Here is a 13633-nt window from a genome sequence, read left to right as displayed (position 1 = left end):
CTGTATTTTGTCATGTTTAATCAACTATTCCTCAGAAAAATGAAGTAATTGTTTTCGGTATGCATTAAACAGTTTTGATTTAGAAACAAAACCCACGTATTTTTCACCATCAATTACAGGTAAATTCCATGCGTTCGATTGAGAAAATTTATCCATAACTACATCCATATTGTCTGATAATAACACATAATCGGGAGGTAAAGTCATGATAGATTCTACACTAATTTTTGTGTACAGTTCTGGTCTAAACATAATTTCACGAATGTCGTCAAGCGTTACCACTCCATGTAAAACCCCTTTAACATCAACAACAGGAAACAAGTTTCTTGGCGATTTTGAAACCACTTTAACCAAATCACCAAGGTTTTGTTTTGGCGAAACATTGATAAAATCTTTTTCTATTTCATCTTTTAGGTTCATCAAGGTTAAAACAGCTTTATCCTTATGGCGTGTAATTAGTTCGCCTCTTTTTGCCAACTGTGTATTATAAACCGAATGAGGCACAAAGTATTTTGAAATTAAGTACGAAATAGCTGCGGTTATCATCAGTGGTATAATCAATTCGTATCCTTTGGTAATTTCTGCAATTAAAAAGAGTGCGGTTAAAGGGGCGTGTAAAACACCTGCAATTAATCCTGCCATCCCAACCAAGGTAAAATTGGTAGTAGATAACGAAAAATCTCCAAAATGGTTAAACGATTTAGAAAACACAAAACCACTTGTAGAGCCAATAAACAACGATGGCGCAAATACACCACCTACTCCACCCGCACCAAAAGTAACGCCCGATGCTACTACTTTTAAAAATACCACCCCAAGCAATAAAGCCAATACAATAACCATGTTTTCGCGTTGGTCGTAAAACAAACTGTGGTCAAACACTTCTTGATAGTTATTGTTGAGCAAAGAAACAATGGTTTCAAAACCTTCTCCATACAGTGGTGGAATAAAAAATATCATAATCCCCAAAGTAATTCCACCAAATATAAGTCTTGTTTTTTTCTTTTTTATGCGTTCAAAAAACTCTTCAATTACAATAAAAATTTTGTTAAAGTAGGCCGAAATTAATCCTGTAAAAATGCCCAACAAAACAAAAAATGGGACATCTCCCACAGTAAACACATCTTGAATTTTTATATCAAAAAGCACATTGTTCCCCAACATCATTCTTGAACTCAACGCCGCAGCTACCGACGCCATTAAAAACGGTATCATTGAGGTTAAAGTTAAATCAAACATAAAAACTTCCAACACAAAAACCAACGCAGCAATGGGTGCATTAAAAATGCCCGACATCGCTCCTGCTGCACCACAGCCCAACAATAACGTTGTGGTTTTATAATTTAATCGAAAAAATTGACCAATATTACTTCCAATAGCACTAGTGGTTGAAACGGTTGGTCCCTCTAAACCCACCGAACCACCAAAACCCACTGTAAGCGAACTTGCCACAATTGAAGCAAACATGCTTTGAGCTTTAATAATGCTTTTGTTTTTAGAAATGGCATAGAGCACATTTGGAACTCCGTGTCCTATTGGTCGTTTAATTACATATTTAACAAAATAAGCCGTTAATATTAAACCTACTGTAGGGTAAATAAAGTATAAATAGTTTTCGTATTCCTTAACAAAACCCCAAGTTAAAAGGCTTTTTATAAAGTGTACAGAGTTTTTAATTACTACCGCTGCCAACCCAGAAAGTAAGCCAACAAGAAGTGCTAAAATTAGTATTCGATGTTTCTGTGGTACTCTTTTTAATCGTATCGAAAATATTCTTTTTATATAGATTAAAAATGACATCTTTTCGTTTAGTTTTTCTCGTTGTACAACCCTTTGGCTTGTTTTGCCGAAACCGTAATTCCTTTAATAAACGATGAACTAAATCCGTTGTGTTCCATTTCGTTTAATCCAGCAATGGTACACCCTTTTGGTGATGTTACTTTGTCAATTTCATCTTCTGGATGAGAATTGTTAGCAATTAACAAGCTTGCAGCCCCTTTTGCAGTTTGTGCTGCCATTCGTAAAGCTTCACTGGCGTGAAAATCTATTTCATTACCACCTTGCGACGCGGCACGAATTGCTCTTAAAAAAAAGGCTATACCACAAGCACACAAAGCAGTTGCAGAGGTCATTTGCTCTTCGTTAATAACTGCTGTAAGCCCAACCAAATCAAACATATCTTGCACCACCCCAATGTGGCTTTTCCACTCTGCTGTTGTAGCAATACAAGTCATCGATTCGCGTATAGAAATTGCCGTGTTGGGCATTGCTCTAACAATAGGAATGTCATTGCCAATAATATGGGCTATTTCTACCACTTTAATACCTGTAACCAACGAAACAACTAGTTGGTTTGGTTTTAAATGTCCTTTTAATTCTTCTAAAACAATGTTAATTTTTTGGGGTAAAACAGCTAAAAAAATGATGTCAGCTTTTTTTGCCGCCTCAATATTGTTGGTTGTTACACTAAAACCTTCTTCTTTCAAAAGGTCTAATTTCGAAATGTTTCGTCGAGTTAAGGTAAATTGATTTGGCTGATACTTGCCACTTTCTACCAATCCTTTTACTAACGACGAGCCCAAATTTCCTGTTCCGAGTATTGCAATTTTTGTTTTCACAAGATATTGTTTTAAAAAATTCAAAGGTAAGAAGTTAAACCTATTGTATATAAAAATTGTTTTTGAATGATTGTTGATGTGTCATTTTGACTTTTTTTAATCAACCCAAAAGACATATTGTCTTGATTTTTAGGTGTTTAATGACATTTTTCTGAAAAAATTGCAGTTTTTTAGCTTTGGCAAATTTTTGGCAAAAGCAATTGCTGAATTTGATTATTAACTTAAAATTTTTGATATTATGACACTAGTAAAAAGAAAAGAAAGTATGTTTCCATCGGTATGGAACGACTTGTTTGACAACGATTTTTTTAGAACCCCAAATGTAGCTCAGGCAGGAATAACAGTGCCGGCTGTAAACATTAAAGAATCTCCTGAAAAGTTTGATATTGAATTGGCTATTCCAGGAAAAAAGAAAGAGGATTTCAACATCCATTTAGATCAAAACTTGTTGACTATTTCTTCTGAAGAAAAAAATGAAACTGTTGACGAAAACAAAAATGAAAACTATACCAGAAGAGAATACAGTTACAGTTCGTTTACTCGAACCTTTACTTTACCTGAAACAGCAGATTCAGAAAAGATTAATGCCACTTACAATAATGGAATATTAAATGTAAGCATTAATAAAAAAGAAGAGGCTAAAGCGAAAGCGGCAAGAACAATTGCCATCTCATAAGAACTAATAAACATTTTGCCCATGAGGTTGTTTGTTTATATAAACCACCCATGGGCTTTTTGTAAATCAACATTTAAATCTTTTAACCATGAAAAAAGCATTGTTTTCGATAATAGCCATTGGTGTTTTAGGATGTAATGCTCAAGATAAAAAAGTTGAACCAAAAATTACAGAGCGTCAGCCTAAAGAAGAATGGAGTGTAAATAAAGAGCTTGATGAGAATGGAAATGTAATAAAGTATGATTCAACATACAGATGGTCATATTCTAACTCAAATGGCGAGCATTTTACTACTAATTTAGACAGCATAATGCAGTCGTTTAATAAATTTTTTCATTCCGAAAATAAATTTGGATGGGGTGATGAGTTTTCTTTTTCTCCCAAAACAGATTCTCTGTTGCTAAATAATTTCTTTAAAAATGACTATTTTTATGAAAATTGGAATCGGCAAAATTTTGACATTGAACAAATGATGAGACAGATGGATTCGGCAAGAACTGAATTTTTAAACCGATTTCATCCTGGGTTAATGGAGTCGAACAAACCAACTAAGAAGTCATCTGAAATAAAACAATAATTAAACATGAACTTTATCGATTACTATCATATTTTGGGGGTAAATAAAACCGCTTCTGAAGACGATATAAAAAAAGCCTACAGGAAATTAGCCCGAAAATACCATCCCGATTTAAATCCAAATGATGAATCGGCAAAAAAGAAATTTCAGGAAATTAATGAAGCCAACGAAGTATTAAGCGATAAAGAAAAACGAAAAAAATACGATAAATACGGTAAGGATTGGAAGCACGCTGACGAATTTGAAAAAGCTGGCGCTAGACCAAATCAACAACATAGACAACAATCTTCCTCACATAATTTTAATGATGAAGGGTTCTCTGATTTTTTTGAATCTCTTTTTGGTCAACAAGGTTTTGGTTCGTCTAAAAAAACTTACACTAATCAATTTAAGGGTCAAGATTATAGTTCAACTCTTCAATTAAATTTAACCGATGTTTTAGCCACACAAAAACAAACCATACAAGTAGGTAATAAGCCCATCAGAATTACCATTCCTGCTGGAATAGATGATGGGCAAACAATAAAAATTAAAGGCTATGGTGGTCAAGGTTTAAATGGTGGTCCAAATGGCGATTTGTATATTAAATTTTCTATTGTTAACAACACTAACTTTAAACGTGTTGGAGACGACCTATACCTCAACTATAATTTAGATCTCTATAAAGCCTTGCTTGGTGGTGAAATTTATGTCAATACATTAACAGGAAAGGTGAAGCTAAAAGTTGCTCCTGAAACAGCTAACGGAACAAAGATAAAATTAAAGGGTAAGGGACTTCCTAAATATAAGCAACAAGGCATAAATGGTGATTTATATATAACCTACAACATTGTTTTACCCACAAAACTAACAGCTAAAGAAAAAGAATTATTTACAGAATTAGAAAAACTAAAACAACATGGATAAAAAACACTACTTTTTACTCGAAGAAGTAAGCCAAATGTCCCTGATTAACAATTCTTTTTTAAAGGGTTTGATTGAATATGAATTAATTGCATTTAAGCAAGAACTTGACAACATCTATATTGTTGAAGATGATATAAACGAAATTGAACGATTATTTAGGTTACATAACGATTTAGGTTTAGGGTTTGAATCGTTAGACGTTGTGAATAGCATGTTAAACCGTATAAACGAATTGGAACAAGAAGTAAACTATTTAAAATCAAGGTTAAGCTTGTACGAATAATATACTGTTTATGTAACTTCTTTTTGTTTTTTTGGTAAAACAGTATTGTTAACACAAAATTGTTTTCTAAAAAATTCATGTCTGTTTCTGGTGTTGAAATAGTTAAAACTATTGAGCTCGAATTCGCTAAAATGGAATTGAGGAACGATAGTATTATTACTTTTTTACCCAACAGCAACTATAATGGTTTAACAATCACACAAATCGATGAAATTTACGAAGCCATTCTTAAACTCAATAACAATAAGCCCACACCATTGTTTGTTGACCTCGTACAACACGCTCCTTTAAGCAGTGATGTAAAAAGCTCCATAACTTCGAAGCTGCCTTTATGTTTAACAGCCTGTGCTATTAAAGAAGATAATATTATGATTCGATTTGTGGTTCATGCATATAACCATTTGTATAAACCAGAAATTCCTATTAAAATGTTTAAAACAAAAGAAGAAGCCATTTTGTGGTTAACAGATTTTTGTTAATTTAGAACAACCACAAATAATCATATTTTAATGAAAAAAATTGCCTTTATTGCCTCTTTGCTATTATTAATTAGTTGCACCACCGAACAACCAAAAATTGAAGTTAACAATGCCAATTGGGAGGAAAAAAGAATTTCATTAACAACTGATAGCTCTTTGTTTGTTGGTAGTTCTTATTTATCTGTTTATTCCGAGGTTTATAGTAAAACCGAAAAACGAACCCACAATTTAACAGTTACTGTAAGCATGAGAAATACAAGTTCTACCGATTCTGTATTTATCAAAAATGCAAATTATTATAACACTAAGGGGTTTCTAATTAGAGAATATATTAAAGCCCCAATTTTTATTTTACCATTAGAAACAGTTGAAATAGTTATCAACGAAAATGATGTGCAAGGTGGAACTGGTGCAAATTTTACCTTTGATTGGGCAACAAGAAACGAAAACATTGAGCCATTATTTGAGGCAGTGATGATTTCAACTTCAGGACAACAAGGAATTTCGTTTATTACTCAAGGCACTAGAATATAACCATACACATTTAATTTGTGATTAGATTCTTAACAACAAATAATTACCTTTGTTTGTACATAAATACTTTTTCAAATTTTTTCATCACTCATTAATATCGACACCCAATTATTTTTATTCTTAAACGGAATTCACAATTCATTTTTTGATGTTGTTTTTCAGTTTATCACCGAACGTTATTCATGGATACCATTATACATTTTATTATCTGTTTTGGTGTTTGTAAAATTTAAGTGGCGAGGGTTTATTTTAGCTCCATTTATTGCTTTAGTAATTCTTTCTGCCGACCAAATTTCTGTTAACTTGTTTAAAGATGTTTTTTTACGGTTGCGCCCTTGTCACAATCCTGAAATTAAAGATTTAGTACACACTGTTGATGGTTGTGGTGGTCAATATGGATTTGTTTCTTCTCATGCTGCCAATACTTTTGCTTTAGCCGTTTTTATTGGTTTTGTTTTAAAAAAACACCTTTCTTATTTGTTACACATTATGCTGGTTTGGGCTGCAATAGTATCTTATAGTAGAATATATGTAGGCGTTCATTATCCTGCCGACATTATTTGTGGTGCATTATTAGGTGTAGTAATTGCTTTAGTATTTTGGAAATTATTACAATTTACCAATCAAAAATTTAACCTTAAACTTGTTATATGATAAACATTGTAGCTGTATTTTTAGGTGGGGGTTTGGGTAGTTTAATGCGCTATGGTATTTCAAAAATGGTATTAACTTTTTACGAAGGTAATTTTCCGTTGGGCACATTTATTTCAAACATTATTAGCTGTATGGTATTGGCTTTAGTGGTTTTATACACTAAAAAAATGGTTGATTCGGATGTACTTAAACTATTTTTAATAACTGGTATTTGTGGTGGTTTCAGTACTTTTTCTACCTTTAGTTTCGAAACTTTTTCGTTACTAAAAACTGGAAACTATTCCATGGCAATAATTAACATTGTGCTAAGTATAGCTGTTGGTGTTGGCTTAATTTTTATACTACTAAAAAATCAACATTCATAAATTCATATTCCACCTTACCAAATAAAAAAAATAAAAATATAGATGAAAAAATTAGTTGTTGTTTTATTGGTGCTATCTAGTTTTGTTGCTTTTGCACAACCCAACCGACCCAAATTGGTGGTAGGTATTGTTGTTGACCAAATGCGCTACGATTATTTAACACGGTATTGGAATAAATTTGGCGAAGACGGTTTTAAAAAACTCGTTAACGATGGGTTTAATTGTAAAAATACCCACTACAATTATATGCCAACCTTTACTGGTCCTGGTCACGCATCGATTTATTCTGGAACTACACCAGAAAATCATGGCATTATTGCCAACGACTGGTACGACAAACAACTAAAAAAATACGTGTATTGTGCCGAAGATAAATCGGTAAAAACTGTTGGGAGCGAATCTAAAGACGGATTAATGTCGCCTAACAGAATGTTAACCACCACCATAACCGACGAACTTAAATTAGCGACTAATTTTAAAGGTAAAGTGATTGGTGTTTCTTTAAAAGACCGCGGGGCTATTTTACCTGCGGGACACAAAGCCGACGCTGCCTATTGGTTTGAAGGTGATGATACTGGAAAATGGATTTCAAGCTCGTATTACATGAATCAATTGCCTAAATGGGTAAACGAAGTGAATAAAAAAAACTCGGCAAACACTTATTTAAACGGTGTTTGGAACACACTTTTACCCATTGCTGAATATACAGAAAGCATTGCCGACAACAACCCTTACGAGGGCTTGTTTAACACCGAAAAAACACCCACTTTTCCGCACAACCTAAAAGCATTGCGTGATAGTAACGAAAATTACAGTTTAATAAAAGACACCCCTTTTGGCAACAACATTACCACCGAAATGGCAATTGCTGCAATAAAAGGAGAAATGTTGGGCGGTGATGATATAACCGATTTTTTAGCGGTAAGCTACTCCTCTACCGATTACGTTGGTCATCAATTTGGTCCTGCCTCTATTGAAGTTGAAGATACTTACTTGAGATTAGACCAAAGTTTAGCTGAATTACTCACTTATTTGGAATCAAATTTTGGCAAAGAAAATGTATTGATTTTTTTAACCTCCGATCACGGTGCTGTTGATGTGCCGCAGTTTTTAATCGACAATCATTTACCTGCGGGATATTTCGACCAAAGTGCTGCAATAAACGAGTTAAAAGCATTTTTAAAAAATAAATGGATGGTTGATGATTTAATTGAAAACGTATCAAATTTTCAAGTATTTTTAAATCACGAAAGTATCTTAAAAAATAAATTTGATGTTATTGATATTCAAAACGATGTGGCAAATTTTATGTTAAAATTTAAAGGCATAGGAAAAACTTTTACGGCACAAGCATTAAAACAAGCTGTTTTTACTGATGGTATTTCTGCCAACATTCAACGTGGATTTAACCATTCTCGTTCGGGCGATGTAATGTTTGTGTTGGAATCGGGTTGGATAAAAAGTGGTTATAAAACAGGAACAACACATGGTTCGCCTTACGAATATGACACACATGTACCATTGCTTTGGTATGGCTACACCATTCCTCAAGGAGAAACTGCCGATCAAGTGGTTATCCCAGACATTGCATCAACACTAGCTACCTTGTTAAATATTATTGCACCAAGCTCTTGCACAGGTAAACCCATTAATAATTTATTGAAATGATAAAAACAATTGCTTCGAGTTTTATTTTGCTGCTGTTTACCTGCACAGATTCAGAGCCTATCGATGTTGTAGAAACCACTCCTGTTGAGGAGGTAGAACAAGTTGAGTTAGAGAAAACTCCAGAACCTGATTCTGATGAAGAAGCCTTTTTGTTGTTTTATAAAAATTTTACTGAAACCATCCGCTCAAAAAACCTTGATTCGTTAAACACTTACATTGATGTTGATTTTGGGGTTTATTTTATTGAATCGAATGGTGCTATACCTAGCTTTACCAAATATTACGGTTTTGATAAGTTTAAGTCGGTGCAAGGCAAAGTATTTGGCGAATTAAAATTTAAATTGCTTGATTTAGAGCCTGTTTTTGAAGATTTACCAAAAGTAGTTTGTACTGAAACCAAATACGACAAGGATGGTTGTTTTGTAGAAAAAATCAACCCATTTAAAGATAATGAGATTTGGTATTATACCGAGTTAAACGAAAAAGAAAAACAAGCCATAAGTATAATTGCCAAAAGCATTGTTTACACGGTGGTAAACACATCAAACTATACTTTTTATTTTTCAGAAACCAACGAAGGCTTAAAACTATCGTTTATCGATTTAAGAGTACCGTGTGAGGCTTAATTTTTACTCTTTGCTGCAAAATTACAAAGCCTATACAATACCCTTGCACCAACATTGGCGTCCCATTCTACATTGCCTACTTCGTTTAAATCGAAACCAATAATTTTTTTGCCAGATTCTACCAATCTATTGAACAAAAAGTTGATTTGTTCCACTTCAAAACCACCAGCAACAGGTGTACCGGTGTGTGGACAAAGTTTTGGGTCTAAGCCATCAATGTCGTAACTAATGTAAACCAACTCAGGAAGTTCATTTATAATATCATCACAAATGTTCTCCCACGATTTTCCAGCATATTGTTGTTGTTTAATGTCCCAATCAAAAAAAGTTTTAATTTTTCCTTTCGATTTTTCTATCACATCTATTTCTGCCGGACAAATGTCTCTGATGCCAACTTGCACTAATTTGCTTACACTGCTGTTTTTTATAGCATTAAACATGATTGATGCGTGTGAGTATTCAAAACCTTCGTAAGCATCTCTTAAATCGGCGTGAGCATCAATTTGAAGTATGCCAAAACTTTGGTGTTTTTTGCCTAGCGCATTTATTAAACCCATGGGTGAGTTGTGATCGCCACCCAAAACAGCAACCATCTTACCTTGATTTAGGTAGTTTAAAGCTGTTTCTTCAACCTTAGTGTTAAGTTGTGTACAATATTGGTTGATGTATTCGTATTTTTCTATATCGTGCTTGGTAATGATTTGTTCGTTCTCCAATTTTTGAATTATTTCTGATGCCAATTCGCCTACTTTTCGGTTTTCTACAAATTCGAAATCAAAAATGGGGAGCATAGCCACCTTAAATTGCCAAGCATTTTTTGTGTAAGGGCTATAAAAATCGAGCTGAGTTGAAGCTTCTAAAATGGCTTTAGGACCTTCGGCTGTTCCTTTTGAGTAAGAACAAGTAATATCGGACAAAACAGGTATAATTACCAGTTCGCTTTCTTCTACTGTATATGGAAAACCAAAAATGTTTCCGTTGTTAATACCTACTTCGTTGGGGTTGAACATGATAGTTGGAAGACCGAAGTTGGAAGACCGAAGTTAGAAGAAATTACAATCTTCCATCTTCGGTCTTCTAACTTCCTACTTAAATCGTTTTTATTTTATTGAACAAATCATCCTTGTAAGAGCCACCTATTGGAATTAGTTTTTTGCCGCCTTCCATTACAATGTTAGTTTGTTCTATGGCGTTTATTTTATCTAAACGTACAATGTACGAACGATGAACCCTAATAAAATCATTACTAGGAAGTTTTTTCTCGATATCCTTCATGGTAGAGTGTATGGTGTATTTGGCATCGCTCAAGTTTATTACTACATAATCTTTTAGTGCTTCAACAAACAAAATATCTTGAGCTTTTACTTTAACCAATCGTGAGTTTGATTTAACAAAAATTACACTCTCATCATTTCCTGCTTCTTTACCATCAACCAACGAGTATAAGAAATCGCGCTCTTTAACAATTTCTTGTTCTTTACTGTGTTTGTAAAGTGCCATTTCTATTGATGTGTGCAAATCAATTTCTTTAAATGGTTTAATAATGTAGCCGTAAGGCTCTGTTACTTTTGCTCTGCTCAAGGTATTTTCATCAGCATAAGCCGTTAAATAAATTACAGGAATGTTAAGGGTTTCTTTAATTTTTTCTGCTGTCTCAATCCCACTCATGTCTCCTTTTAACATAATATCCATCAAAACCAAGTCTGGCTTAGTTTCGTTAGCCAATAAAATGGCTTTTTCGCCCGTTGATGCTGCGCCTGAAATATTATAACCTAGTTTTTTTAAACTTTGTTGAATATCTTTTGATACTATACTCTCGTCTTCTACAACTAATATATTATTTTTTGACATTATTGGTTTTGTTTAAATGTTATCGTAAATGTTGTTCCTTTTGTTGTTTCTAATTTTAATTCTGCATCAATTTGCTCCACCAAGGTTGTTACTAATTGAAGACCTAGCGTGTTGGTTTCCTTTATATTAAGGTCTTTCGGAATTCCAACACCATTATCTGCAACAATAATGGTAACAACACCATTATTAAGCAACAAACTTATGTTTAATTTACCTTTTTTCCTTCCTTTAAATGCATATTTTAATGCGTTCGAAACTAATTCATTTATAATTAATCCACAAGGAATAGACATGTCTAAGCTTAAAGAAACATTGTCTATTTCATATTTAGTTTCGACAAAACTATCTAAAATACCGTATGAATGTACTAAATTTTTAGATAGGCTCACAATATATTGTGAAAAATTTATTTCAGAAAAATCATTTGCTTGATACAAACTCTCGTGAATAATTGACATGGTTTTAATCCTGTCTTGACTTTCACGCAATATAGTAAGTGTACTTTCGTCGTTTACATACGAGGATTGTAAATTTAAAATGCTTGAAATAACTTGTAGATTGTTTTTTACTCGATGATGAACTTCTTTTAACAGGATTTCTTTTTCCTTTAATGAGTTTTTTAGTTTTTCTTCAGCAATTTGTTTGTCGGTAATGTCATGTGCAATACCTGAAACCAAAATCACCTTGTTGTCTTCATCAAAAATGGGGTTTAAAAACACTTCACGAATTATTCTGGTTCCATTTTTATTAAAGCGCTCAGTAATAAACTCTACATTTTTACCATTAAATGCGTCCTCATATTTTTTGTCCCAAAATGGCTGTAAGCTTTTTTCATCCACTCTGTTCATGGTGTTTGGTTCAAGTTTAGGTCTAAAACCATATAAATCAAACACAGCATCAGAATAGTTCTGATTGAAAGAAGTTAGCCCTACATTTTTATCGTAAGTCCAAAAAAGGTGAGAGCTATTTTCAATAATACTTTTTAGTTTTGATGTTTGTTCAAACAACAACAACTCATCTTGCTTCTTTTGAATGGTTAAACCAATAGCCCCCGAAATAAAGTCTAATATTTCTAGCGATTTATCATCAAACTCATTTTCATTTTTATATGACTGAACAGAAAGCACTCCAATAACCTTGTTTTTAACTTTTAACGGCACACCTAAAAACACTTTACATTTCGTTCCCATTAACTCATACTTACCTTGTTTAATTAAATTATCAAGGTCGTTTCGTTTTAATATGGCTGGTTTTTTTTGTTTTAAAAAGTATTCGTTAATTCCTTTTTTATGAGTCCTTGTTGGGTTGTGAATTTTTCCTCCTTTTTCAATATCAAAATAGTAGGGAAAAGAAATTACATTTGGGGCTAAAGCATAAGAAATCACAAAAATATCGGTGTTCATTACTTGACTTAATTCAATTCTTATGGCTTCGTAAATATCGTCGGCATTTGCTTTTTCAGCTATTATTTTCGATACGTTGTTATATACTTCTTGTCTAGTTTTTTGCCACTTTTCATCTGTTATGTTTCTAAAAATACCTCTCGTTGAAATAATTTTTCCTTCTGCATTAAATTTACAACCAACAGAGCCTTCAACAGTAATTTTTGTGCCGTTTTTATGTCTTAGTTCTATGGTGGTTTTAACAGCTTCTTTCGATTTGGACTTAATTAGTTTGGTAAAAAAATTCACACAGTGGTTTTTTCCGTCGGGGTGAAGTAATTCAAAAATGGTTTGACCCATCACTTCATTATCACTATATCCAAGTGTTTTTTTCCACGCATTGTTAACATAAACGATGTCGCCTTTTATATCAACGCTTTGTATTAAATCAGAAGCATTCTCAAACAAGTCTCTATAACGTTCTTCACTTTCTATCAACTCGAGTTCTGCTAGTTTTATATCGGTAATATCTCTCGAAACCCCCATTGTTCCAATTACTTTTCCTTCACCGTCTTTAAGTATGGTTGCCGATAAAAATGAAGTGAAAACCTCTCCTGTTTTTCTCCTGTTTTGAACTTCTCCAGTAAAAAACCCTTTACTCTCTAATTCTTTTCTTGTTTTAAGAAAATCTTTACTGTTTGCATATAAAATTTCAGGCTTTAAACCCTCCATCTCTTGTTTAGTGTATCCAAATGTAGATTCTGCAGCCCTATTAAACTCTTTTATTTTATCGTTCTCATCGGTAGCGCAAATAATATCTAACGAACTAGATATTAGGTTGTTGGTGTAATTCTGGTTTTGCAACAACTCTCCTTCAATTTTAATTCGTTCGGCAATTTCTTTTTGTAACAATTTGTTTGACTCTTCGGCAATACGATATTTTAACCGTTCTTTAGCGAGTTGTTTTTGTGCTGAAACATCTTGAAAAACAACCTGTATGGCTTTTTGATTTTG

The 13633-nt window shown here is 33.2% G+C and carries 15 protein-coding genes; 10 read left to right on the top strand and 5 right to left on the bottom strand.

Annotated elements, in window-relative coordinates:
* Nucleotides 1-24 precede the first annotated feature (24 nt).
* Together H6589_11850 and proC are read right to left on the bottom strand one after the other, a co-directional pair.
* Nucleotides 25-1800 (bottom strand): chloride channel protein, encoded by a 1776-nt coding sequence (locus tag H6589_11850; GenBank protein ID MCB9175293.1) that lies wholly within the window; start codon nt 1798-1800, stop codon nt 25-27.
* Between the two features lie 8 nt (nt 1801-1808).
* Complete coding sequence (proC, locus tag H6589_11845) at nt 1809-2618, bottom strand: pyrroline-5-carboxylate reductase (protein ID MCB9175292.1); 810 nt, start codon at nt 2616-2618, stop codon at nt 1809-1811.
* A 238-nt stretch (nt 2619-2856) separates the two neighbouring features.
* On the opposite strand from proC, the gene H6589_11840 reads away from it, so the two are divergent.
* The 10 genes from H6589_11840 (at nt 2857) to H6589_11795 (ending at nt 9386) form a co-directional block, all read left to right on the top strand.
* On the top strand, nt 2857-3294 hold the full coding sequence (locus tag H6589_11840) for an Hsp20/alpha crystallin family protein (GenBank protein ID MCB9175291.1): 438 nt from the start codon (nt 2857-2859) through the stop codon (nt 3292-3294).
* A gap of 88 nt (nt 3295-3382) precedes the next feature.
* Nucleotides 3383-3871: a hypothetical protein gene (locus H6589_11835; GenBank protein MCB9175290.1), complete on the top strand. Its 489-nt coding sequence runs from the start codon at nt 3383-3385 to the stop codon at nt 3869-3871.
* Between the two features lie 6 nt (nt 3872-3877).
* Nucleotides 3878-4777, top strand: coding sequence for a J domain-containing protein (locus H6589_11830; GenBank protein ID MCB9175289.1), 900 nt, complete (start codon nt 3878-3880; stop codon nt 4775-4777).
* Entirely contained in the window at nt 4770-5060 is a 291-nt protein-coding gene (locus tag H6589_11825; GenBank protein MCB9175288.1) for a hypothetical protein, read from the top strand. Before H6589_11830 ends, H6589_11825 begins: the two co-directional genes overlap by 8 nt.
* 131 nt (nt 5061-5191) lie before the next feature.
* Entirely contained in the window at nt 5192-5539 is a 348-nt protein-coding gene (locus H6589_11820; GenBank protein MCB9175287.1) for a hypothetical protein, read from the top strand.
* Nucleotides 5540-5569: 30 nt separating this feature from the next.
* The gene (locus tag H6589_11815; protein MCB9175286.1) at nt 5570-6073 is read left to right on the top strand and encodes a DUF3124 domain-containing protein; all 504 of its coding nucleotides are present in this window, start codon (nt 5570-5572) and stop codon (nt 6071-6073) included.
* A gap of 75 nt (nt 6074-6148) precedes the next feature.
* Entirely contained in the window at nt 6149-6727 is a 579-nt protein-coding gene (locus tag H6589_11810; GenBank protein ID MCB9175285.1) for a phosphatase PAP2 family protein, read from the top strand.
* A complete protein-coding gene (gene crcB / locus H6589_11805) occupies nt 6727-7092 on the top strand; it encodes a fluoride efflux transporter CrcB (GenBank protein MCB9175284.1) in 366 nt (121 codons plus the stop codon). The genes H6589_11810 and crcB overlap by 1 nt, the downstream gene beginning before the upstream one ends.
* 42 nt (nt 7093-7134) lie before the next feature.
* Complete coding sequence (locus H6589_11800; GenBank protein ID MCB9175283.1) at nt 7135-8760, top strand: alkaline phosphatase family protein; 1626 nt, start codon at nt 7135-7137, stop codon at nt 8758-8760.
* Complete coding sequence (locus tag H6589_11795) at nt 8757-9386, top strand: hypothetical protein (protein ID MCB9175282.1); 630 nt, start codon at nt 8757-8759, stop codon at nt 9384-9386. The genes H6589_11800 and H6589_11795 overlap by 4 nt, the downstream gene beginning before the upstream one ends.
* Here H6589_11795 and H6589_11790 read toward each other — a convergent pair.
* The 3 genes from H6589_11790 to H6589_11780 all read right to left on the bottom strand — a co-directional run.
* Nucleotides 9383-10396 (bottom strand): agmatinase family protein, encoded by a 1014-nt coding sequence (locus H6589_11790; protein ID MCB9175281.1) that lies wholly within the window; start codon nt 10394-10396, stop codon nt 9383-9385. The two genes, H6589_11795 and H6589_11790, sit on opposite strands and share 4 nt — an antisense overlap.
* Nucleotides 10397-10475: 79 nt before the next feature.
* On the bottom strand, nt 10476-11237 hold the full coding sequence (locus H6589_11785) for a response regulator (GenBank protein MCB9175280.1): 762 nt from the start codon (nt 11235-11237) through the stop codon (nt 10476-10478).
* The coding region (locus H6589_11780; GenBank protein ID MCB9175279.1) for a PAS domain S-box protein at nt 11237-13633 on the bottom strand (2397 nt) is incomplete at its 5' end. The genes H6589_11780 and H6589_11785, both read right to left, overlap by 1 nt.

Source organism: Flavobacteriales bacterium (assembly GCA_020635795.1).
Classification (GTDB): Bacteria; Bacteroidota; Bacteroidia; order Flavobacteriales_E; family Vicingaceae; genus Vicingus.
This window is presented reverse-complemented; position numbering and strand designations above follow the sequence as displayed.